Source organism: Streptococcus dentiloxodontae, assembly GCF_053206925.1.
Genome location: NZ_JBRUHR010000001.1, coordinates 106,266 through 129,023, shown reverse-complemented (window position 1 = coordinate 129,023; position 22,758 = coordinate 106,266). Strand labels below are relative to the sequence as shown.

Annotated in this window: 18 protein-coding genes; 14 read left to right on the top strand and 4 right to left on the bottom strand. The window is 40.6% G+C overall.

All coding sequences use genetic code 11. The annotated features are described in order from the left end of the window. Nucleotides 1-64 precede the first annotated feature (64 nt). From dprA to trmFO, 5 genes are all read left to right on the top strand, one after another. Nucleotides 65-907 carry a DNA-processing protein DprA gene (dprA, locus tag ACVRZ8_RS00570; protein WP_447447337.1) on the top strand — a complete coding sequence of 281 codons (843 nt, stop codon included), beginning with the start codon at nt 65-67 and terminating at the stop codon, nt 905-907. Nucleotides 908-1,029: 122 nt separating this feature from the next. Continuing rightward, nucleotides 1,030-3,159 carry a type I DNA topoisomerase gene (gene topA / locus ACVRZ8_RS00565; RefSeq protein WP_447447335.1) on the top strand — a complete coding sequence of 710 codons (2,130 nt, stop codon included), beginning with the start codon at nt 1,030-1,032 and terminating at the stop codon, nt 3,157-3,159. A 152-nt stretch (nt 3,160-3,311) separates the two neighbouring features. After that, nucleotides 3,312-3,983, top strand: coding sequence for a SatD family protein (locus ACVRZ8_RS00560; protein ID WP_447447333.1), 672 nt, complete (start codon nt 3,312-3,314; stop codon nt 3,981-3,983). Then, a complete protein-coding gene (locus ACVRZ8_RS00555; protein WP_447447331.1) occupies nt 3,980-4,693 on the top strand; it encodes a DUF3307 domain-containing protein in 714 nt (237 codons plus the stop codon). The genes ACVRZ8_RS00560 and ACVRZ8_RS00555 overlap by 4 nt, the downstream gene beginning before the upstream one ends. 127 nt (nt 4,694-4,820) lie before the next feature. Next, complete coding sequence (gene trmFO, locus ACVRZ8_RS00550; protein WP_447447329.1) at nt 4,821-6,170, top strand: methylenetetrahydrofolate--tRNA-(uracil(54)-C(5))-methyltransferase (FADH(2)-oxidizing) TrmFO; 1,350 nt, start codon at nt 4,821-4,823, stop codon at nt 6,168-6,170. Between the two features lie 36 nt (nt 6,171-6,206). Here trmFO and ACVRZ8_RS00545 read toward each other — a convergent pair whose 3' ends face one another. Further along, nucleotides 6,207-7,352 (bottom strand): cobalamin-independent methionine synthase II family protein, encoded by a 1,146-nt coding sequence (locus ACVRZ8_RS00545; RefSeq protein ID WP_447447327.1) that lies wholly within the window; start codon nt 7,350-7,352, stop codon nt 6,207-6,209. 249 nt (nt 7,353-7,601) lie between these two features. On the opposite strand from ACVRZ8_RS00545, the gene ACVRZ8_RS00540 reads away from it, so the two are divergent. Together ACVRZ8_RS00540 and ACVRZ8_RS00535 are read left to right on the top strand one after the other, a co-directional pair. Then, complete coding sequence (locus ACVRZ8_RS00540) at nt 7,602-8,780, top strand: ATP-grasp domain-containing protein (RefSeq protein WP_447447326.1); 1,179 nt, start codon at nt 7,602-7,604, stop codon at nt 8,778-8,780. 150 nt (nt 8,781-8,930) lie between these two features. Further along, complete coding sequence (locus tag ACVRZ8_RS00535) at nt 8,931-9,683, top strand: esterase family protein (protein WP_447447325.1); 753 nt, start codon at nt 8,931-8,933, stop codon at nt 9,681-9,683. Between the two features lie 315 nt (nt 9,684-9,998). Here ACVRZ8_RS00535 and ACVRZ8_RS00530 read toward each other — a convergent pair whose 3' ends face one another. Then, nucleotides 9,999-10,829, bottom strand: a complete 831-nt coding sequence (locus ACVRZ8_RS00530; RefSeq protein ID WP_447447324.1) for an alpha/beta hydrolase — start codon at nt 10,827-10,829, stop codon at nt 9,999-10,001. Nucleotides 10,830-10,996: 167 nt separating this feature from the next. Here ACVRZ8_RS00530 and ACVRZ8_RS00525 point away from each other — a divergent pair, with 167 nt between their 5' ends. From ACVRZ8_RS00525 to ACVRZ8_RS00505, 5 genes are all read left to right on the top strand, one after another. Beyond that, a complete protein-coding gene (locus ACVRZ8_RS00525; RefSeq protein ID WP_447447322.1) occupies nt 10,997-11,761 on the top strand; it encodes a (S)-acetoin forming diacetyl reductase in 765 nt (254 codons plus the stop codon). Between the two features lie 132 nt (nt 11,762-11,893). Then, nucleotides 11,894-13,726, top strand: coding sequence for a translation elongation factor 4 (gene lepA / locus ACVRZ8_RS00520; protein ID WP_447447547.1), 1,833 nt, complete (start codon nt 11,894-11,896; stop codon nt 13,724-13,726). A 105-nt stretch (nt 13,727-13,831) separates the two neighbouring features. Continuing rightward, nucleotides 13,832-14,425, top strand: a complete 594-nt coding sequence (locus ACVRZ8_RS00515) for an avidin/streptavidin family protein (protein ID WP_447447320.1) — start codon at nt 13,832-13,834, stop codon at nt 14,423-14,425. A 138-nt stretch (nt 14,426-14,563) separates the two neighbouring features. Next, entirely contained in the window at nt 14,564-14,905 is a 342-nt protein-coding gene (locus tag ACVRZ8_RS00510; protein WP_447447319.1) for a hypothetical protein, read from the top strand. Between the two features lie 138 nt (nt 14,906-15,043). Continuing rightward, nucleotides 15,044-17,839 (top strand): cation-translocating P-type ATPase, encoded by a 2,796-nt coding sequence (locus tag ACVRZ8_RS00505; RefSeq protein ID WP_447447317.1) that lies wholly within the window; start codon nt 15,044-15,046, stop codon nt 17,837-17,839. Nucleotides 17,840-17,928: 89 nt separating this feature from the next. On the opposite strand, the gene ACVRZ8_RS00500 is transcribed toward ACVRZ8_RS00505, so the two are convergent. Then, on the bottom strand, nt 17,929-18,294 hold the full coding sequence (locus tag ACVRZ8_RS00500; protein ID WP_447447316.1) for a thioesterase family protein: 366 nt from the start codon (nt 18,292-18,294) through the stop codon (nt 17,929-17,931). 138 nt (nt 18,295-18,432) lie between these two features. Between ACVRZ8_RS00500 and alsS the strand changes: the two genes are divergently transcribed. Continuing rightward, nucleotides 18,433-20,112, top strand: a complete 1,680-nt coding sequence (alsS, locus tag ACVRZ8_RS00495; RefSeq protein ID WP_447447314.1) for an acetolactate synthase AlsS — start codon at nt 18,433-18,435, stop codon at nt 20,110-20,112. Nucleotides 20,113-20,126: 14 nt separating this feature from the next. Then, the gene (gene budA / locus ACVRZ8_RS00490) at nt 20,127-20,846 is read left to right on the top strand and encodes an acetolactate decarboxylase (RefSeq protein ID WP_447447312.1); all 720 of its coding nucleotides are present in this window, start codon (nt 20,127-20,129) and stop codon (nt 20,844-20,846) included. 105 nt (nt 20,847-20,951) lie between these two features. On the opposite strand, the gene ACVRZ8_RS00485 is transcribed toward budA, so the two are convergent. After that, the gene (locus tag ACVRZ8_RS00485) at nt 20,952-22,607 is read right to left on the bottom strand and encodes an Rqc2 family fibronectin-binding protein (RefSeq protein WP_447447311.1); all 1,656 of its coding nucleotides are present in this window, start codon (nt 22,605-22,607) and stop codon (nt 20,952-20,954) included. Between the last annotated feature and the right edge of the window lie 151 nt (nt 22,608-22,758).

Here is a 22,758-nt window from a genome sequence, read left to right as displayed (position 1 = left end):
ATTCAACATAAAGATTTTTGCTGCTATTCTCCATATTTTTCGTATAGATATAGTGGAGGTACTTATGAATAATTTTGAAATCTACAAATTACGTCAGGCTGGATTGACAAATCTGAACATTATAAATATTATCAATTACGAAAAAGCACAGAAAAAATCATTATCCTTGCGTGATATGGCAGTGGTATCTAAATGTAAAAATCCTATTATTTTTATGGAACACTATAAAAATTTGGATACCAAGGCACTGCGTCAGGATTTTAATCGTTTTCCCAGTCTTTCAATTTTGGATAAGGAATATCCGCCAGCTTTAAAAGAAATCTATAATGCTCCAGCTCTGCTGTTTTACCAAGGCAATATCGAGCTTCTGACAAAACCTAAATTGGCAGTGGTGGGGTCTCGTAAATGCAGTGAAACAGGCAGCAAATCGGTTCAGAAAATTGTTAAGGAGCTGGGCAATCATTTCGTTTTGGTATCAGGACTTGCGCGTGGCATTGACACTTCGGCTCACGTATCGGCTCTGAAGAACGGCGGAGCAACTATTGCGGTTATTGGTACAGGACTGGACGTCCATTACCCTAAAGAAAATGCTGCGCTGCAGGACTTTATAGGCAAAAATCAGCTTATTTTAACCGAATATGGTCCGGGAGAACAGCCGCTTAAATATCATTTTCCAGAGCGCAATCGAATCATTGCAGGTTTGTCTCAAGGTGTTATCGTTGCCGAAGCAAAAATCCGTTCTGGCAGCCTCATTACCTGTGAACGTGCCATGGAAGAAGGGCGTGATGTTTTTGCCATTCCCGGCAGTATTTTAGATGGAAAATCGGATGGCTGTCATCATCTTATCCAAGAAGGCGCTAAGTGTGTTGTGACAGGATTTGACATTTTAAATGAATGCAGTTACTAAATATCTTTTCCTATAGGAGAAAGTTTTTTATTGACAGTTTAAGTTTTCTGGGTTATTATGCTAGAAGTTTGTCTAAACAGGAGTGAAAGCTCCGCCATTTTCAAAATAGAAAAGAGAATCGTATGGCAACTGCTAGTGCAACAAAAGATAAAAAAACGACAAAGAAAACAAGTAAGAGAAAAACGAGCAAAACCAAGAAAAATTTGGTCATTGTGGAATCACCCGCAAAAGCTAAGACCATTGAAAAGTATCTGGGAAGGAACTACAAGGTTGTTGCCTCTGTCGGGCATATACGTGATTTGAAGAAATCCAGCATGTCTATTGACTTTGATAACAACTATGAGCCGCAATATATCAATATTCGCGGTAAAGGGCCGTTGATCAATGATTTGAAAAAGGAAGCGAAAAAAGCCAAACAGGTTTTTCTGGCCAGTGACCCGGATCGCGAAGGAGAAGCAATTTCATGGCATTTGGCTCACATTTTAAATTTAGATCCTAAAGACCGTAATCGCGTAGTTTTCAATGAAATTACTAAGGATGCGGTTAAGAATGCTTTTGTAGAGCCGCGTGAGATTGATATGGACTTGGTAGATGCTCAGCAAGCCCGCCGCGTGCTGGATCGCATTGTGGGGTATTCTATCTCACCGCTGCTTTGGAAAAAGGTCAAGAAGGGGCTGTCTGCTGGGCGTGTTCAGTCAGTTGCCCTTAAACTTATCATTGATCGTGAGAATGAAATCAAAGCTTTCAAACCAGAAGAATATTGGACGATTGATGGTGCTTTTAAAAAGGGAACAAAGAAATTTCAGGCAGCTTTCTATGGTTTGGACGGTAAGAAGCTGAAATTAACCAACAATGATGATGTCCAAGCAGTGCTGGCACGTATTAAAGGTGATGCCTTTGCTGTTGATAAGGTCGAAAAGAAGGAACGCCGCCGCAATGCACCGCTGCCTTATACAACCTCATCTATGCAGATGGATGCTGCCAATAAGATTAATTTCCGCACCCGAAAAACAATGATGATTGCTCAGCAGCTTTATGAAGGTATCAATTTGGGCAGCGGTCAGCAAGGTTTAATTACCTATATGCGTACAGATTCTACACGGATTAGTCCAGTGGCACAAGCTCAGGCAGCAGAGTTTATTACAGAGCGTTTCGGGGAAAAATACTCTAAGCATGGCAGCCGCGTACGAAATGCGAGCGGTGCTCAGGATGCCCATGAAGCTATTCGTCCGTCTAATGTCTTTCAGACACCGGAGTCTATCGCTAAGTATCTTGATAAAGACCAGCTTAAACTTTACACTCTGATTTGGAATCGTTTTGTAGCTAGTCAGATGTTAGCTGCCGTTTTTGATACAATGAAGGTTACCATTTCTCAGAATGGTGTTATTTTCATAGCTAATGGCAGCCAAGTTAAGTTTGATGGTTATCTGGCTGTTTATAATGACTCCGATAAAAATAAAATGCTTCCAGATATGGCAGAAGGAGATACAGTCAAAAAGGTGCTGACGACACCGGAACAGCATTTCACACAGCCGCCTGCCCGCTATTCTGAAGCTACGCTTATCAAGACCTTAGAAGAAAATGGTGTTGGCCGTCCGTCAACTTATGCTCCTACCCTTGAGACGATTCAGAAACGCTATTACGTTAGATTAGCAGCTAAGCGTTTTGAACCAACTGAATTAGGGGAAATTGTTAATTCTCTTATCGTAGAATTTTTCCCAGATATTGTCGATGTGACATTTACAGCTGAAATGGAAAGCAAACTTGATGATGTCGAAGAAGGAAAAGAAGAGTGGCAAAAAGTCATTGATTCCTTTTATAAACCTTTCGAGAAAGAGCTAATCAAAGCTGAAGAAGGTATTGAAAAAATTCAGATTAAAGATGAACCTGCAGGTTTTGATTGCGATCTTTGCGGTCATCCTATGGTTATCAAGCTAGGACGTTATGGTAAATTCTATGCCTGCAGCAATTTCCCAGATTGCCACAATACCAAGGCTATCACTAAAGAAATCGGAGTGACTTGTCCTGTTTGCGGCAAAGGGCAGGTTATTGAACGCAAGACAAAGCGCAATCGCATTTTCTATGGCTGTGACCGCTATCCAGAATGTGATTTTACCTCTTGGGATATACCAGTCGGACGTAATTGTCCTAAGTCGGGTGATTATCTGGTTGAGAAAAAGGTCCGCGGTGGCGGCAAACAGGTCATCTGCAGCAACGAAGAGTGTGATTACAAAGAGGAAAAGGTCAAGTAAGCTATTGGTTTAGAAACGAGCGCTCAAGCATGTTTACAATAACAATGCTTGACTTTCCTGTTTTGTCTATTTAAACGGATAAAAACACAAATATCTGTTTAAATAGACATTTTTTATTATGTCTGTTATAATAGACATAAAAGGAGGCGAGTATGATTTATTTAGCTGTTATTGGTGATTTGATTGCTTCAAAAGAGCTGGCTGATGAGCGTCAGCAGGTTCAAGAAAAAATGTTGCTCGCACTGAGTGAGATTAATCAAGTTTATGCTGACTATATTGTTTCCAAATTTTCGATTACTCTGGGAGATGAGTTTCAAGGACTGCTAAAAGAGAATGCGCCCATTTTTCAGATCATAGATGATATTAACAGGAGAATTTATCCTCGTAAGCTCCGCTATGGCCTTGGAAAAGGAGAGATTTTGACGAAAATTAATCCAGAAATCAGCATCGGATCAGATGGTCCAGCTTATTGGCGAGCCAGAGAGGCGATCCAGCAGGTTCATCAGAAAAATGATTATGGAAATACTCAGGTATTTGTAAGGGTTAATGATGCCTTTAAAGATACTTGTCTCAATGCTCTTATATCGGCTAGCGAAGCAATTAAATCCGATTGGCGAAACAGCCAAATGGAGTTATTGAATGTTCTTTTAGAGCAGGGTGTTTATGATGAGCGCTTTGACCATCAATCTTTAGCAGAGCGGTTAGGTATTCAGGCCAGCGCCCTATCTAAGCGGTTAAAAAGCAGCAGTCTCAAGGTTTACCTTAGAGCTAGAAATACAGCTTTAACGTTACTTCAATCATCTAAAAAGGAGGGGGAGCAATGACAGGACTTTCAATTTACCTTCAAGAACACACTGCTTTGACACTCTTTTTGATTTGTCATTTTCTCAGTGATTTTCATCTACAGAGTCAAACGGTTGCTGATCGTAAAGATACGGAACGGATTTATCTACTTAAACATTTGGCAGGAGTCGCTTTCCCATTGATTATTGTTATTTTGGGGGTTCCTCGCCTCGTCTTACCGGCTGTTTTTATCTTACTTAGTCACGGTCTTATTGACTTTCTCAAACCCAAAGCAGCAGAAGGATTAGGTCTCAATCCAGCTGTGACTTTTACTTTGGATCAAGCCGCTCATATTGGGATTATTTTATTTCTAGGGCAAATAGCAGAGCAGAGTATTTCAATTAACTGGCTGCGACCCCAGCTGCTTTTAATTATTTTGTTTCTGCTTTTGATTACCAAGCCTACTAATATTGCTTTTCGGATTTTCTTCCAAAAATATCAGCCTCGCTTAAATAGCGATATGGATACTATAGCTGGGGCAGGAGGAACAATTGGTTATCTTGAACGCATTATTATCGGTATTTGTCTTCTTTTCGGTCAGTTTGCCTCCATCGGTTTGGTTTTCACAGCTAAGTCCATCGCCCGCTACAATAAAATTTCTGAAAACCCTGCCTTTGCGGAATATTATCTGATTGGTTCTCTTTTTAGTATTCTGAGCGTACTGGCTGCGGCCTGGATTTGTCTGTTTTAGCTGAGACGACGAGGCCTTTAAGCTAAAATATCACCTCGTTTGGAAAATTCAGGAATTAGGGTATAATAAACACGTATCACAAATAGAAAGATTTGAGCTGGGAAATCCCGGCAAAGAGGTATTGGTTTTGTCTCAATCTTACATTAATGTTATCGGAGCCGGTTTGGCGGGTTCTGAAGCGGCTTATCAGATTGCCAAGCGCGGCATTCCTGTAAAACTATACGAAATGCGCGGTGTTAAGCCAACGCCGCAGCATAAGACTGACAAATTTGCTGAATTGGTCTGTTCTAATTCTTTTCGCGGCGACAGCCTGACTAATGCGGTTGGTCTGCTCAAGGAAGAAATGCGCCGTTTGGATTCTATTATCATGCGCAATGGCGAAGCCCACCGTGTGCCTGCTGGCGGTGCTATGGCTGTTGATCGTGAGGGGTACGCTCAGGCGGTGACCGCGGAGCTGGAAAATCATCCGCTCATTGATATTATTCGCGATGAAATTACGGAGATTCCAGACGATGCTATTACGGTGATTGCAACGGGCCCTCTGACCAGCGACAGCCTAGCGGAAAAAATTCACGCTCTCAACGGTGGTGATGGGTTTTATTTTTACGATGCGGCAGCGCCTATTATTGACAAAAGCACGATTGACATGGACAAGGTCTACCTCAAGTCACGCTACGACAAGGGGGAAGCGGCCTATCTCAACTGTCCCATGACCAAGGAGGAATTTCTAGCCTTTCACGAGGCGCTGACGGCAGCAGAAGAAGCACCGCTTAATGCCTTTGAAAAGGAAAAATACTTTGAAGGCTGCATGCCCATTGAAGTCATGGCTAAGCGCGGTATCAAGACCATGCTTTATGGCCCCATGAAACCAGTCGGACTGGAATATCCTGATGACTACAAGGGTCCGCGTGACGGTGATTTCAAGATGCCTTATGCCGTTGTTCAGCTTCGTCAGGACAATGCAGCCGGCAGCCTGTACAATATTGTCGGTTTCCAGACTCACCTCAAATGGGGCGAGCAAAAGCGTGTCTTCCAGATGATTCCAGGTCTTGAGAATGCTGAATTTGTTCGCTACGGCGTTATGCACCGCAATTCCTATATGGATTCGCCAAATCTGCTGACCCAGACCTTCCAGTCCCGAAAGAAGACCAACCTTTTCTTTGCCGGCCAAATGACAGGGGTTGAAGGCTATGTGGAATCAGCGGCTTCAGGCCTCGTTGCAGGTATCAATGCAGCCCGTCTCTTCAAAGGTGAAGCACCGACTGTTTTTCCGCAAACGACAGCTATCGGTAGCCTGCCTTACTACGTGACCCATACCGACAGCAAGCATTTCCAGCCTATGAATGTCAATTTCGGCATTATCAAAGAACTGGATGGTCCGCGCATTCGTGATAAAAAAGAACGTTATGAAAAGATTGCAGAGCGTGCTTTGAAAGATTTAGCAAGTTTTCTTGATCTTGATAATGATATAAAATAAAAAACCAGTCTCTCTTGAGTGCTGGTTTTACTGTATTTATGCCCAGAATTTAGCCGCAATTTCTTGACCTTGTTTGATTTTTTTCCACTGTTGAGGAATGGCTAATTCATTTCCAGAATCACATGAAGCAAAGCCGCATTGATGTGAGAGGAAAAGACGTTCTTTAGGTAAAATTGCACTGGCCTCTTCGAGGAGCTGAAGTGCACGCGCTTCATTGTCAAGATTAGTTGTTTTTGATGAAAGCAAACCTAAAACAACCTCAGCATCTTTGTCTTTGAGGGCCTCAAGTGCTTTAAGGTCGCCAGAAACTTCACTGTCCCATTCAAGGAAGAAACGATCGTAATGCTGATCGCGTAAAAATTTAGTAGCGATAGCTTCGTAGGTTCCTTTAGCAGCAGAACGGCTTTCGTAGTTTCCACGGCAATTATGCGTCCAGACAGTTAAACCGATTTCATGAGCGTAGTCAACGACTTCATTGTTAATAGCGATGAACTCATCTGCTAGATTAGCTAATCCTTCATTGCCATCTGCAAAGAAAGAAGCGGAATTAGATTCATCAAATAGCTCCCAAAGACAATCATCAAATTGAACGATTTGTCCGCCAACTTCTTTATATTCTGCTAAAAATTCTTTGTAAGCCTTAATCAATCCTGCTTTTAGCTCGGCATTTGTTTCATAAACTTGTCCTGGACCAGCCAGCCCATCAAAAATAGCAAGCTCAGTATAAGCGTGTGCCGGTCCCCAAATTGTTTGTTTAGTTGTTTGCCCGCCAGCTTCCTCTTTGACCAATTTGTAGATGTCAAGAAAATGATGATTTTTTCCTGAAAGAGGTTCAGTGATACGAATACCAATATCTTTACGTGTTTCAAACTGACCGCCATCATGATCCTCGAAAGTATAGCCATGATCAGCAATGTATCGCTCAATACCTTTAAGCCCCCAAACAAAGTCTAGGTGCCACATGGAACGGCCGAACTCACCGTCAGTTAAAACATCAATGCCGTTTTCTTTTTGATCTGCCACAATTTGCTTAATATCTGCGGTTTCAGTTTCGTGATAGCCAGCAAGAGCATCATAGAAAGGATAACTAATGTCATCACGATGCTCAATTTCGTCCTTGTATTTACGCAAGTCTGCTGGGCGCAAAAGTGACCCAACAAGCTGAAATTTAGATTTAGTCATAAAATACCTCAATTGTTTTGATGGTTACTATCATATCGGAAAATGCTGTGCTTGAAAAATAGTTAATTGTAAGGTTTTGGTATAGGTTATAGCTATAACTGGATTGTGCTTTGTTATAGTTTACGACCTCTGTATGTCATAAATTAGCTTAGGGAAGCTTTTGAAGGATATATATTTTCAGAAAATTCCTAGAATTCTGTCTGTTTTTGTGATAAAATAGGGGTAATTTATGGAACAGAGGTAATTAACATGGATCGTCCATTGAATTTCGTTATGATTTCGCCTCACTTTCCAGCCAACTTTGAGCCCTTTGCCCATCGTTTGCAGGAAAATGGGATTCACACATTGGGTATTGCAGATACACCTTATGATCAGCTGTCAGAAGGATTGCGCAGCCATTTAACAGAGTATTATAAAGTTGATAACATGGAAGACTATGATCAGGTCTACCGTGCAGTAGCTTATTTCGCTCATAAATACGGGCGCATTGATCGTATAGAATCTCACAATGAATATTGGCTTGAATTAGATGCTAAACTACGCACAGATTTTAATGTTTTTGGCTATAAAAATGAGGACATGCTGGCCATCAAAACCAAGCGTCAGATGAAAGAGATTTTCCGTCAAATAGGTCTCAAGGTTGCAAACGGAGATGTCTTTCATTCAGATGAAGAAGCCCGTGCTTTAGTTGAAGAACTCAAGTTTCCGGTTATTATCAAACCCAATTCAGGTGTTGGTGCTTCAGATACTTATAAAATCAAATCTCAAGATGAACTTGAAGTCTTTTTCAACTATAAAAATCCAAATGTTGAATACATCATGGAAGAATTTATTGACGGAGACATTGTAACTTTTGATGGGCTGACGGATCATGAGGGTAACATTGTCTTTTACTCTAGTTTGGAATATTCAGAAGCAGTTTTGGATACCGTTGAAAAAGACGGGGATATGTTCTACTATGTTCCGCGTGATATTTCCCCTAAATTAGTTGAACTTGGTAAAAAATGCGTGAAGGCCTTCAAAGTAAAAGAACGTTTCTTCCACTTTGAATTTTTCCGTGTGAAAGAAACTAAAGAACTGATGGCTCTGGAAGTGAACTGTCGTCCGCCAGGCGGTTTGACTATTGATATGTGGAATTATGCTGATGATTTCGATATTTTTAGCGAATATGCTCATATTGTCAAAGATAATAGCTTCCATGCAAATATTACGCACAAATATAATGTTGTCTATATTTCTCGTAAAAATAATCAGCACTATAGCAATAGTTTAGAAGCTGTCCGTAAGAAATTTGGTTCTAAGATTATTTCTATCCAGTCTGTTCCAGGTATTTTTGCTAAAATTATGGGAGAAAATGGTATTTTGGCACGCACAGAAACTCTTGACGAAATGCGTGAACTGATTCAATTTGCTCATGCAAAAGACTAATCATACAATCACTCTAAAATTTTTAACAGAAAGGCTGCGGATGGTATTCGTGCAGTTAAACACGAAAGAATATGATGCTAAAAGAATAAGACAGTAAAATATAATATAAGCTATTCTTATCTTGTGTATTTCCATCCCTTGTATCTAATTATGCACTTTGAACGACGCTCACATTGGTCAGGCGAACTTGGCCGTGAGATGTACTTTAATGTTTATGGCCATGCTGGCAAGCCCGTTGTGGTATTTCCGTCATCAGGCGGCAGTCAGAATGAATACGGTGATTTTGGCATGATTGAGGCTTGTCAGGATTTTATCAACCGTGGTTTAGTGAGATTTTACACACCAGATTCTCTGGACAATGAATCTTGGCTGGCACAAGGCAAGTCTGGTCATGATATGGCTTTAGCTCACGAAGCTTATGATCGTTATATTATTCATGAATTATTGCCTCTTATCCGCTATGAAGCCAATTGGCAGGGAGGCTTAATAGCGACAGGCTGTTCAATGGGTGCTTTTCACGCAGTCAATTTTGCTTTACGCCATCCTGATGTTTTTGATGTGTCAATAGCACTTTCTGGTGTTTATGATGTGCGTTTCTTCACGGGAGAATATTTCGGTGATGAGCTGGTTTATTATAATTCTCCTATTGATTATCTTTGGAATCAGGAAGATCCATGGTTTCTGGACAGATATCGCCGTAATTGTTTTATCGTAGCGGTTGGTCAGGGAGCATGGGAAGGTCCGCACATTGAAGACACGCATCGCTTGGAAAATGCTTTCGCTGCTAAATCAATTCCTGCTTGGTTTGATTATTGGGGCTATGATGTTGCACATGACTGGGAATGGTGGCGGCTGCAAATGCCTTATTTCCTAGGTGAATTAGAAGCCGAAGGACGAATTTAGCCCGTAAGAGCAAAAAGATTTGCAGAGCAACTCAAAAAGAGATAAGAGGCTGGATTTGATTCTGCTTACAAAATAATAAATAAGGCTGAGACAAAAGTCCAGCCTTATTTATTATAGATATATTGAAAATTACAGCTTATTGCAGCGGGTGGGAGTAGAACCGACAGACCTTATTGATTCTAGATTCAAAACTTAAAAGCGATAGTTTGAGGTATCGTCAGCAGAGTTATTTCTCAATGAGCAGAATCAATGACTGTCTAACCACAAATCCCCCACTAAGACTGTACTTCTAGTGAGGGATTTGTGATTTAGCTTTCATTCTTTGAATGCAAATGTTAAAAATTCCAAGAAATGATCCGCCCAATATTTTTCATGGTGAATTTCATTGGCCATGATGCGCAGCAAAATGTTGTCCATAGGATGTTTGGTACGCAAAAGAGACTGATAGTAGTGCAGGCTGCAGTCAATATAGGCCTGATTCATATTAGGGGCAAAGGTCTCATCAACTTCGTCACCTTCTTTAGTGCCCACCTGAATATAAACCTTTGTTTCCTGCTGCAGCGGATGATTGTCACAGAATCTTAAAAAATCGCGTTCGCTAAACCATGAAGCGAGAGAGAAAACACCAAGGTTGCCAAAGATATTAGGATAGGCAGCTCCCATGTAAGCTGTTATAATCCCTCCCATAGAAGATCCTGCCAACAAAGTGTGCTCACGATCGGGTTTGGTACGGTAAGTTTCATCAATAAAAGGCTTCACGGTATTAACAAGCCAATCGGCGTAAGCCATACCATCTCCGCCAACACTGGCAGTTTCAGGGGTTGTCCCAACATCTGTCATCCAAGGGGCATACTCGTTAAGACGATTTTCCTCAGCATTATCAATACCTACCACAATCAGTTTAGGAAGTTCTTTGTGATATTTCAGAGTTGGGATAATTTTCCAAGAGTAGCCTGAAAAAGACTCTTTGCTGTAAAAGATGTTTTGTCCATCATGCATATAAAGAACAGGATAGCTAGCCCAGTCTTCCTTGTCGTAATCTTTAGGCAATAAAACACGAATACGCCTTTCTTCATCATAATAAGAAACATGGAGGTGGTGTTCTTTCATCTCTAAATAGTAGTTATTTAATCGTGTTTTTTTCATATTTTTCCTCTGAATTATTTTTTTCCATTATAGCATAGAAAGTACTTAAATCAAAAGCTTTATCAATGAAGGGAGAAAATCAAAAATAAAAATTGTAATCTTTTTCTTTGATTTTTTTAAGAAAATTATTATAATAATAAAAAATGAAATTTATTGGAGGTAACACTATGTCTAAAGTTGCTATTGTCACAGGTGCTGGTCAAGGGATTGGCTTTGCTATTGCCGAGCGTCTGCACAAAGATGGTTTCAAAGTTGGGATTTTGGATTACAATGAGGAAACTGCTCAAGCAGCTGTTGCTAAATTGTCTTCTGATACAGCATTTGCTGTGGTAGCAGATGTTTCAAAACAAGATCAAGTTAATGCTGCATTTGATAAGGTTGTAGAGCATTTTGGTGATTTACATGTTGTGGTTAATAATGCTGGTGTAGCACCAACCACACCGCTTGATACCATCACGCCAGAACAATTCGAACGTGCCTTTGCTATCAATGTAGGCGGTGTCATCTGGGGCAGCCAAGCAGCTCATAGGCATTTTAAAACACTTGGACATGGTGGAAAAATTATCAATGCGACCTCACAGGCAGGCTGTGTCGGCAATCCTAATTTGACTGTTTATGGCGGAACAAAATTTGCAGTTCGAGGAATCACACAAACCCTAGCCAAAGACTTAGCTCAGGATAATATTACTGTGAACGCCTATGCACCAGGGATTGTAAAAACTCCGATGATGTACGATATCGCTCACAAAGTGGGCAAAAATGCTGGTAAGGATGACGAATGGGGCATGCAGACTTTTGCTAAAGATATTACCTTGAAACGTTTGTCTGAGCCAGAAGATGTAGCGAATGCTGTTAGTTTCTTGGCAGGGGCAGATTCAAATTATATTACAGGTCAAACTATTGTCGTTGATGGCGGCATGGTATTCCATTAATCTTAAAATAGCAGATCTGGGAATTTTCTTTCTCGGCTCTGCTATTTTTCATAAGAAAATATCACAAAGACTTTAGTCTGGCTCTTTTTTATGCTAAAATTAAATTGAACTATTTGTATTAGAAAGAAAATGATGCCAACTATTGAAGAATTAAAAGAACGACAAAAAAAGATCCGTAACTTCTCGATTATTGCTCATATTGACCACGGGAAATCAACTTTGGCGGATCGGATTTTGGAACAGACCGAAACGGTATCTGACCGTGAAATGCAGGCGCAGCTGCTGGATTCTATGGATCTGGAGCGGGAGCGCGGAATTACCATTAAACTTAATGCTGTTCAGCTTAATTATAGAGCCAAAGATGGAGAAAACTATATTTTTCATTTGATTGACACACCGGGACATGTAGACTTTACCTATGAGGTTTCGCGCTCTTTAGCAGCCTGCGAAGGAGCGATTCTTGTCGTTGATGCAGCGCAAGGGATTGAGGCGCAAACGCTGGCTAATGTTTACTTAGCACTTGATAATGACTTGGAAATCTTGCCCGTTATTAACAAGATTGATTTGCCAGCAGCAGATCCAGAACGAGTCCGTCAGGAAATTGAAGATGTGATTGGCCTTGATGCGTCAGAAGCTGTCCTTGCCTCGGCTAAGGCAGGTATTGGGATTGAAGAAATTCTGGAGCAAATCGTGGAGAAGGTGCCAGAACCAACGGGCGATATAGAGGCGCCGCTGCAGGCTCTTATTTTTGATTCAGTTTATGACACTTATCGCGGTGTTATCCTTCAGGTTCGTATTGTCAATGGCATGGTTAAGCCAGGTGATACCATTCAGATGATGTCTAATGACAAGACCTTTGATGTAACCGAAGTCGGTATTTTTACGCCAAAAGCAGTTGGTCGTGATTTCCTAGCAACAGGAGATGTCGGCTATATTGCGGCTTCCATCAAGACTGTACAGGATACACGTGTGGGTGATACTGTGACTCTGGCAGACAATCCAGCTGACGCACCGCTCCATGGCTATAAGCAGATGAATCCTATGGTTTTCGCAGGGCTTTATCCTATTGAATCTAACAAATACAACGACCTGCGTGAAGCTTTGGAAAAGCTCCAGCTAAATGATGCCAGCCTCCAATTTGAACCTGAAACTTCACAAGCGCTAGGCTTTGGTTTCCGTTGCGGTTTTTTGGGGCTGCTGCATATGGACGTTATCCAAGAGCGGTTAGAACGTGAATTTAACATTGATCTCATCATGACAGCGCCATCTGTTATTTATAATGTCAATACGACTGATGGAGAAATGCTGGAAGTGTCTAATCCATCCGAATTTCCTGAACCGACAAGAATCGAAAGTATTGAGGAACCTTATGTTAAGGCTCAGATTATGGTGCCGCAAGAATACGTTGGTGCGGTTATGGAATTAGCTCAGCGTAAGCGAGGCGACTTCGTCACCATGGAATATATTGATGATAACCGTGTCAATGTGATTTATCAAATTCCGCTGGCTGAAATTGTTTTTGATTTCTTTGATAAACTCAAATCATCAACTCGCGGTTATGCTAGCTTTGATTACGAAATTTCAGAATACCGCCGATCTAATCTTGTTAAAATGGATATTTTGCTTAATGGCGACAAGGTGGATGCACTCAGCTTCATTGTCCATAAAGAATTTGCCTATGAGCGCGGCAAGCTTATCGTGGACAAGCTTAAGAAAATCATTCCTCGCCAGCAGTTTGAAGTGCCTATTCAAGCGGCTATCGGTCAAAAGATTGTGGCGCGTACCGATATTAAAGCTCTGCGCAAGAATGTTCTGGCTAAATGTTACGGCGGAGATGTTTCCCGCAAACGCAAACTCCTTGAAAAACAAAAAGCCGGTAAGAAGCGCATGAAAGCTATTGGTTCTGTCGAAGTGCCGCAGGAAGCCTTTCTCAGCGTGCTTAGCATGGATGATGATGAGAAATAGCGCACACACTTTAGATTAGCTAGTTGGAAAATGCTTAATCACTGATATAACAGTAATAAATTTTAGGTTGTATTTTTAAATTTTATTTGGAAAGGTGGGGTTCATATGACACACATGAAGAAAAACAGGAAGTTTTTGATACTTATGATTGGGGTTGTTTCGCTATTTTCTCTTTTTTTGACCGGATGCCAATCTTCTAAGAATAAGACGCAGACTTCTTCAACTTCCAGCAAGCTATCTTCTGCTAAATCACAAACCTCTTCTAGCCAATCAAGCTCTTCAAGTACTCAAGCAAGTACAGAAAGCTCATCTGATCAAGCAAGCAGTACGGGAAACTATGAAGAATTGATGGCTGGAAACTATAGTTCGCTGGCAGGTACTTGGCAAAATGAACTAGGAGATACTCTTGTTTTTGATGCCAATGGTGCAATCAGCGGAACTACTGGCAGTTATACAGTGACTGGTATTTCCCCCGAACCTCAAGAAAACATTAGCAATGCTGTAGGTCTAGTGACAACTAACCAGCCCGACTATACGATTGGTTTCTTCTATGCTAGAAGTGGTGAAGTATTTAGTCAAACCATTTTTGCAGAAGGCTCCAGCGATGTTTCAGATGCTAATCGTGAACGGATTTTGTTGACGAATTACCCTATTAGTGGCAGTAATTATCTTTCGGCTCTATTTTACAAGGTGGCATAACGAAAAAGCGGCCGTGCTGCTGGCTTGATTGAATCAAGTTTGAGTCTAGTTGTCTCTCTTAGAAATTCCTCTTAAGTTTTTTTGAGAAATTTAGGGTATAATAAAGGGAAAGAAGCTATTTAGAAAGTGGGGTAGCTTATGGATATCAGAGATTTTATTCCCAGCCAGCGGCAGATTATCTTAGAGCGCTTTCAACAGATACCTGGTTTATCTGCTCGTTCTATTCGCATTGAGAAAAAGGTAGCTAATCCTGTTGGGATTATTTATAATTGTGCTATTTTGAACAATGAAAATTATTTTTCTGACAGAATGCTTGTAGGCTTTCGTATTTTGTATGAAAATGATATTCAACGGATTTCACTGGACGCGACAGATGTCCCGCCTAGACAGTCGCTAAATGATTATTTGAGTTTAATTTCTTGTTTTGAAGGCTTACAAAATTACCTTAATCATGAATTTACTCGAGTCAAAAACAAATAAAATACTCATCTTTTGATGGGTATTTTTTTGATATCACTTTCTGAAAATAGGAGTATAATGTAGATATAAAAAGAAAGTGGCTGACTGCACAAATAAACCTGTCAACCTCCTATAATTAGAATCGAGGAAAATAATCTTATGAGTACTGAAAAAAAGATTTCGGTAGGCCTTGAAAAACTAATAGCAGATGATGTCTATCAAGCTGTCGGTACTTCTAGTTCGGGTTTGAAACATCGTGAAGTTAGACAAGCCCAGCAACAATATGGCGCCAATGTTTTGCGTGAGAGTAAGAAAGAATCTATAGTCATTACCTTTTTGAGGAATTTTACCAGCCTGATGGCTATTCTTTTATGGGTTGGCGGGGCAGTAGCTATTGTCTCTCACAGTTTAGAATTAGGTGTGGCTATCTGGTTAGTTAATATTGTTAATGGACTTTTTAGCTTTATTCAGGAACACCGAGCGTCTCAGGCAACAGAAGCACTTAAGAAAATGCTGCCTTCTTACGCTCGAGTTGTCCGCGACGGCCGAGAAGAGAAAATTCTAGCAGAAGAGTTGGTACCAGGAGATCTCGTTTTAATTGAAGAAGGAGATCGTATCTCAGCAGATGGCCGCTTAGTGTTTGTAACGGATTTGCAAGTGAATCAGTCAGCACTTACCGGTGAGTCAAATCCCATCTATAAAACCGCTGAACCTGACAATGTTCCCGACAAATCAGCGCTTGAATTTGATAATATGGTTTTTGCTGGAACAACAGTATCGTCTGGATCGGGCAAAATGATTGTCTCAGCAATAGGTATGGCAACTCAATTTGGTCAGATTGCCGATTTGACACAAAATCTAGCAGAAGAAAAGAGCCCTTTACAAAAGGAATTGGATCTCTTGACGAAGCAAATTTCTATGATTGCTGTTTCTGTCGGTCTGTTTTTTATGATTGCTTCGGTACTGTTTGTTCATCAACCTCTGGCAGAAGCATTCATTTTTGCTCTCGGTATGATTGTAGCTTTCATCCCAGAAGGGCTTTTGCCTACGGTTACCCTATCTTTGGCAATGGCTGTGCAGCGTATGGCAAAAGATCATGCTCTCGTAAAAAAACTGTCCTCAGTCGAGACCTTAGGAGCAACCTCTGTCATTTGTTCAGATAAAACAGGAACCTTGACACAAAATGAAATGACGGTAAATCATCTTTGGACAGTTGGCGGGCAGTATGATGTTACCGGTCTAGGTTACGCCAGTCAGGGACAAGTAAAAAAAAGACACGGTTCTGCGGTAGCTATTAATCAAAATCAAACAGTCAACCGTCTTGTTCGTTTTGCACATCTTTGCAGTAATGCTCAAGTTCTTCCGCCAGATAAGGAGCATTCAAATTACACTGTTTTAGGCGATCCAACAGAAGCCTGTTTGAATGTTTTAGCTGAAAAAGCGGGAGTCAATCTGGATGCCAACCGTTTCTGGGCTAAACGAGTCAAGGAACTTCCTTTTGACTCTGTCCGTAAACGAATGACAACTGTCCATTCACTAAGTCAAGAGTTGGATGGAAATGAGCATATTTCCATTACAAAAGGAGCTCCGAAAGAAATTATGGAACTCAGCTCGCATTATTATGGTGAGGCTGGTTTGGCTGAAATGACAGAAACAGAACGTCAAGCGATTTTAGCGGCCAATGATCATTTCGCAGAAGAAGGGCTTCGTGTGCTTGCTGTTGCCTATCGTTCATTGGACAATGAGCAAATTGATAAAGATAATTGGGATATTGAAGATTTAGAAGAAAATCTAATCTTTCTTGGCTTGATTGCTATGAGTGATCCTCCTCGTGAAGGTGTTCACGAAGCTATTGAAAAATGCCATCAAGCAAGTATTCGCATCATTATGGTAACCGGAGATTATGGTTTGACAGCGCTCAGCATCGCTAAAAAAATCGGTATTGTAACTGGTGATGATGCTCGTGTCATTACAGGACTGGAACTCAGTGAAATGAGCGAGGAAATGCTAAAAGAAGCTTTGACAGGAGAAGTCGTTTTTGCCCGTGTAGCACCTGAGCAAAAGTATCGTGTTGTTAATGCGCTTCAAGAAATGGGAGAAGTTGTAGCAGTTACAGGCGATGGCGTCAATGATGCTCCTGCTCTGAAGAAGGCTAATATCGGGGTAGCTATGGGAATTACAGGAACTGATGTTGCCAAAGAGTCAGCCGATATGATTTTGACTGATGATAATTTTGCTTCCATTGTTCATGCTGTTGAAGAAGGCCGTGCTGTTTACCATAATATCCAAAAATTCTTAACCTATATTTTTAATTCTAATACACCAGAAGCGGTGCCTTCAGCATTCTTCTTGTTTTCAAGAGGTTTTATTCCTCTGCCTTTGACTGTCATGCAGATTTTAGCCATTGATTTGGGAACAGATATGCTGCCAGCCCTTGGACTTGGTATTGAACCGCCTGAGCAAGGAGTGATGAATCATCCGCCGCGTAAGTTAACCGATCGATTACTCAATAAGCAATTACTACTTAAAGCTTTTCTATGGTATGGTCTAATTGAATCTGTTTTAGCTATGGGAGCATTTTTTGTCACTTATTTGATTAATCAAGGCCATCTGACAAGTCTAGCTGGAAGTGGTTCTCTTTACCGCGAAGCCACAACAATGACCTTGGGGGCTATCATTTTTGGACAGATTGGTATGGTTATGAATAGTCGTAAGGGCAAGAATAATTCAATTTCAAGCATTAAACCATTTAGCAACCGAATGGTTAATCTTGGTATTTTCATTGAGATTCTTCTGCTTATTGCTTTGAGTTATCTTCCATTTTTGCATGGTCTTTTTAACACAGCACCATTAGGTATTTGGCATTGGCTTTATTTAATTGCTTGTCCATTTATTATTATTGGTTTAGAAGAATTGAGATACCAACTCTTTAAAAATAAAAAAGCTCTCGCCTAATAAAAATGGCAAGGTTTAAACTTTATTTGAACTTTTGTTATTGTAAAAAATAAAGGCTGGACAATAAAACTTGTCTAGCCTTTCGCAATTTACTTCATTAGTTTTGAAAGAAATCTCTGACTATCCACTCGAACACGTGTATGGTTAGCCTTGGCGATAAGGGAATCATCAGAATAAGCTTCCAATCTAAAATCGTATCGATGTCCCTCTTCAAGCAGAGCAGTGATGACGATAGTAACATCTTGTCCAATAGAAGAAGCAACTAAATGCTGCACGGCAATCTCCGATCCGACAGTTGTTTGATTTTTATCCAGTTTCTTTTGAATAAATTCGTAGGCAGCATTTTCCATAAAAGCAACTAAGGCAGGAGTAGCCAAAACGTCTAAAGAGCCGGAACCCAATGATCTAGCAGAATGGTCAGAGTTCGTTGTGTAAGTTTTATTAAAGACACTCATAAAAATACCTCCTTTTTCACTATTATACACCTTTTAAGATAGTAGAAATTAATTAATTTTTTCACAAGATAAAATTTCACAATCTCTTGTCCAAACTATGCTATAATTGATTTATCATTTGTGAATAGAGGTCAAATCATGACAGATAATTTTAATAATCAATATGGAGCAGACTTGGTGGTTGACAGTCTCATTAACCACAATGTCAAATATGTTTTTGGAATTCCAGGTGCAAAAATTGACCGTGTTTTTGATACACTTGAAGATAAAGGACCGCAGCTTATTGTTGCACGGCATGAGCAAAATGCAGCTTTTATGGCGCAAGGAATCGGACGTATCACAGGCGAACCTGGAGTTGTCTTAGTAACAAGCGGGCCAGGGGTCTCCAATTTGGCAACAGGCTTGGTTACAGCAACTGATGAAGGTGATCCCGTTCTTGCTATTGGTGGGCAAGTTAAGCGTGCAGATTTACTCAAACGTGCCCATCAATCCATGAACAATGTAGCTATGTTAACTCCTATTACCAAGTATGCTGCTGAGATTCATGATGCCAATACCATCTCAGAAACTTTAGCAAATGCCTATCGTTATGCTAAATCTGGAAAACCAGGCGCTAGCTTTATTTCCATTCCTCAGGATGTGGTAGACAGCACTGTGTCTCTAAAAGCTATCAAACCTTTGACCGATCCTCAGCTTGGTTCAGCCTCAGTAGATGATATCAACTACTTAGCGCAGGCGATTAAAAATGCAGTTCTCCCTGTTCTTTTGCTGGGAAATGGAGCTTCAACGAGTCAAGTGACGGGTGCTTTGCGTCATCTTTTGGAATCTGTTAAATTACCAGTCGTTGAGACCTTTCAAGGTGCTGGAATTGTTTCTCGCGATTTAGAAGAGGATACTTTCTTTGGCCGTGTTGGACTTTTTCGCAACCAGCCAGGCGATATGCTTTTAAAAAAATCGGATTTAATTATTGCCATTGGTTATGATCCAATTGAGTATGAAGCCCGTAACTGGAATGCTGAAATCTCAGCTCGTATCATCGTTATTGATGTTGAACCAGCAGAAATAGACTCTTACTTCCAGCCGGAACGTGAGCTCATTGGGAATATGGAGGAAACACTGGAATTATTACTTCCGGCTGTTAAAGGATATGAATTATCAGCAGATTCACGTGAGTACCTCAAAGGCCTTAGAAATGCTGTTGCTGAAGATGTTAAATTTGACCTAGACGATCAAAACGGCCTTGTTCATCCCCTTGATGTGATTGAGGTTCTGCAAGAGCAGGCTTCTGATGACATGACTGTTACAGTTGATGTTGGCAGTCACTATATTTGGATGGCTCGCTATTTCAAATCTTATGAACCGCGTCATTTGCTTTTTTCAAATGGTATGCAGACATTAGGAGTTGCGCTGCCATGGGCTATTTCAGCGGCTCTGGTACGTCCCAATACTAAGGTTATCTCCATTTCAGGCGATGGTGGTTTTCTCTTCTCAGCACAGGAATTGGAAACGGCTGTTCGTCTTAAGCTGCCGATTGTCCATATTATTTGGAATGACGGACGTTATAACATGGTAGAATTTCAGGAAGAAATGAAATATGGCCGTTCGTCAGGAGTAGATTTTGGACCTGTGGATTTTGTAAAATATGCAGAAAGTTTTGGAGCTAAAGGTTACCGAGCAGACAGTAAAGAACGCTTCCAAGAGATTTTACAAAAAGCTCTGCAGGAAAGTGGAGATGGCCCCGTTCTTATTGATGTACCAATTGATTACAAAGATAATGTTAAACTGGGTGAAACCATCCTACCGGATGAATTTTATTAGGAAAGAGGAAGATCATGTCAGAAGCAATCAAGCTTTTTCAATACAATACTTTAGGGGCTCTGATGGCGGGGCTCTATGGGGGTTCTTTGACCATTGGTGAGCTTCTTGAACACGGCGATCTGGGTATTGGTACCTTAGACTCCATTGACGGAGAACTCATTGTTTTAGATGGCAAAGCTTATCAAGCTAAGGGGTCTGGTGGTCAGCCAGAAGTTGTAGAAGTGTCTCCAGATGTTAAAGTGCCTTATGCGGCTGTTGTTCCTCATCAAGCTGAAGTTATTTTTCGTCAGCGTTTTGAAATGACAGACAAGGAATTAGAAGAACGTATTGAATCTTATTATGATGGAGTCAATCTTTTTCGCTCCATCAAGATTAAAGGGCATTTTAAAAACATGCACGTTCGTATGATTCCACGTTCAACCTCAGATACTAAATTCGCCGAAGTTGCTACCCGTCAGCCGGAATACACTATGGAAGAAGTATCAGGAACTATTGTCGGGATTTGGACACCTGAGATGTTTCACGGTGTCAGTGTAGCGGGCTATCATTTGCATTTTATCAGTGATGATCATACCTTCGGCGGACATGTCATGGATTTCATCATTGAAAACGGCCTTGTAGAAGTTGGCCCAGTTGATCAATTGGACCAGCGCTTTCCTGTTCAAGACCGCCAGTACCTATTTGCGAAACTTAATGTTGATGAAATGAAAGAAGATATCACCAAATCTGAATAGATAAAAATAGAGTGGGACTACAAAATCGATTTTGTAGTCCCACTCTATTTTTCTGCCATTTGTCAAGTTTATCAACCAACGGTTTTGAGAATTATTTTTGCCGATTCAATGAATTTTCATCGTTAAAATTTTATTTTCATCTGGGGTAACACGCAGAGTTTTTTGCCCTGTATAGGTGACAAAACCTGGTTTTGCCCCGCTTGGTTTATGAAGCTTTTTGTTATCAATCATATCTACCTGAACTAAGTTAGACAGACGCGATTTGGAATAGTAGGCTGCGAGCTCAGCCGCATCTGTTTTCACTTGGTCAGATGGTTCAAGGTTATCTTTAATGATGACATGACTGCCAGGGATATCTTTGGCATGAAACCAGAGTTCCCCCTTTTTAGCCATTTTAAAAGTGAGTTCTTCATTTTGGAGATTATTGCGGCCAACCATGATTATAGTTTTGCCATCACTAGCCAAATACTGTTCAGGTTTTTTGCGTTTATGGCGTTTATTAACCGAGCGGCGTTTGATAAACCCAGCTTCCACAAGTTCTTCACGAATGTCTTCAATTTCGTCCATATTCGCTTGCGAGAGATTGTAATCAACACTTTCCAGATAGGCAATCGTTTGCCTAGTCTCTTCAAGCAATCCTGTCAGGTGCTTAACGGCTTCCTTTAACTTCTGGTATTTTTTAAAATATCGTTGAGCATTTTGATTAGGCGTTAAGGCTAAATCAAGTGCGATGCTTATTTTTTCTCCGGTATAGTAATTATCTAACTCGACGCTTTCTTTATTGTTAGGTACCCTGTTTAGGTAGGTGGTAAGCAACTCCCCTTTTTGGCGAAAAATTTCAGCATTCTCGGTTGCTGTCAATTCCGCCTGCTGCTTAATCAATTTTTTCTTGTTTTTTTCAAGTTCATTTTGGACACGGTGAATCAGATCGCCAGCCTGTTGGGAAATACGATCACGCTCTGCTTTTTCCAAATAGAAAAAGTCCATCAGTTCTGACAGGGTCTCAAAACTTTGAATCTTGTTGCTAAATGGCACAGCGGCAAAACTTTTTTCTGTCAAAGTAGGCTGAGTGGGCCTGCTAAAGAAATGACGAAACTGTTTAAGCCTGTCATTTTCTACTAGCTGAACAGCCAATTCAGTGGCTGTATCGCATCCCAATCCTTGAAAAAGTCTTTGGAGATTTCTGGCTGATAAATCCTGTGTTTGCAAAATTTCAAAGAGCTTTTCATCGGAAATTGTAAAAGGATTTTGAGCATCCGTTTGAGGCGGAAAAAGATAAGCTGAGCCCGGTAAGATAGTACGATAGCTATTCTGAGAGAAGCCAACGTGTTTAATAGACTCAATGATTTTTCCCTCATTTTTATCTAAAAGAATGATGTTGGAATGTTTGCCCATGATTTCGACAACCAATGTCACTTTGATTTGATCGCCGATTTCATTTTTGTTAGAAACCGATATTTCAAGAATACGGTCATTTTCCAACTGTTGGATATCTTCAATAACAGCGCCTTGTAAGTACTTGCGCATAATCATGGTATAAGTATTAGGATTTTGCGGGTTAGGCAGCTCGGTCTTGGTTGTCTGTACACGTCCAAAAACAGGGTGAGCAGACAGCAGCAATTTATAATTTTGGCGATTATTGCGCACAGTTATGATCAGTTCACGTTCAAAGGGCTGATTGACCTTCTGAATCCGTCCGTATAAAATTTGCTGGCGCAGCTCATTGGTTACATGGTGTAAGAAAAAACCATCAAACGACATCTTTTTCTCCTTTGCTTGATTTCAGTTAGTTTATTATACCACATAAAAATGCTAGGATTGACAAGAAAGACTGAAAAAGCTATACTACTAGGCGTTTACAAGTCTTTTTCTGCTTGCTGTTTGAATCATAGCAAAGCATTTTTACAACAAA

Bases quoted from the DNA above. Each gene is read 5' to 3' on its own strand.
- alsS (WP_447447314.1), top strand. From the start codon at position 18,433: ATGACAGATAATTTTAATAATCAATATGGAGCAGACTTGGTGGTTGAC.
- topA (WP_447447335.1), top strand. From the start codon at position 1,030: ATGGCAACTGCTAGTGCAACAAAAGATAAAAAAACGACAAAGAAAACA.
- ACVRZ8_RS00535 (WP_447447325.1), top strand. From the start codon at position 8,931: ATGCACTTTGAACGACGCTCACATTGGTCAGGCGAACTTGGCCGTGAG.
- ACVRZ8_RS00510 (WP_447447319.1), top strand. From the start codon at position 14,564: ATGGATATCAGAGATTTTATTCCCAGCCAGCGGCAGATTATCTTAGAG.
- ACVRZ8_RS00525 (WP_447447322.1), top strand. From the start codon at position 10,997: ATGTCTAAAGTTGCTATTGTCACAGGTGCTGGTCAAGGGATTGGCTTT.
- lepA (WP_447447547.1), top strand. From the start codon at position 11,894: ATGCCAACTATTGAAGAATTAAAAGAACGACAAAAAAAGATCCGTAAC.
- budA (WP_447447312.1), top strand. From the start codon at position 20,127: ATGTCAGAAGCAATCAAGCTTTTTCAATACAATACTTTAGGGGCTCTG.
- ACVRZ8_RS00485 (WP_447447311.1), bottom strand. From the start codon at position 22,607: ATGTCGTTTGATGGTTTTTTCTTACACCATGTAACCAATGAGCTGCGC.
- ACVRZ8_RS00555 (WP_447447331.1), top strand. From the start codon at position 3,980: ATGACAGGACTTTCAATTTACCTTCAAGAACACACTGCTTTGACACTC.
- dprA (WP_447447337.1), top strand. From the start codon at position 65: ATGAATAATTTTGAAATCTACAAATTACGTCAGGCTGGATTGACAAAT.
- ACVRZ8_RS00540 (WP_447447326.1), top strand. From the start codon at position 7,602: ATGGATCGTCCATTGAATTTCGTTATGATTTCGCCTCACTTTCCAGCC.
- ACVRZ8_RS00545 (WP_447447327.1), bottom strand. From the start codon at position 7,352: ATGACTAAATCTAAATTTCAGCTTGTTGGGTCACTTTTGCGCCCAGCA.
- ACVRZ8_RS00505 (WP_447447317.1), top strand. From the start codon at position 15,044: ATGAGTACTGAAAAAAAGATTTCGGTAGGCCTTGAAAAACTAATAGCA.
- ACVRZ8_RS00560 (WP_447447333.1), top strand. From the start codon at position 3,312: ATGATTTATTTAGCTGTTATTGGTGATTTGATTGCTTCAAAAGAGCTG.
- ACVRZ8_RS00500 (WP_447447316.1), bottom strand. From the start codon at position 18,294: ATGAGTGTCTTTAATAAAACTTACACAACGAACTCTGACCATTCTGCT.
- ACVRZ8_RS00515 (WP_447447320.1), top strand. From the start codon at position 13,832: ATGACACACATGAAGAAAAACAGGAAGTTTTTGATACTTATGATTGGG.
- ACVRZ8_RS00530 (WP_447447324.1), bottom strand. From the start codon at position 10,829: ATGAAAAAAACACGATTAAATAACTACTATTTAGAGATGAAAGAACAC.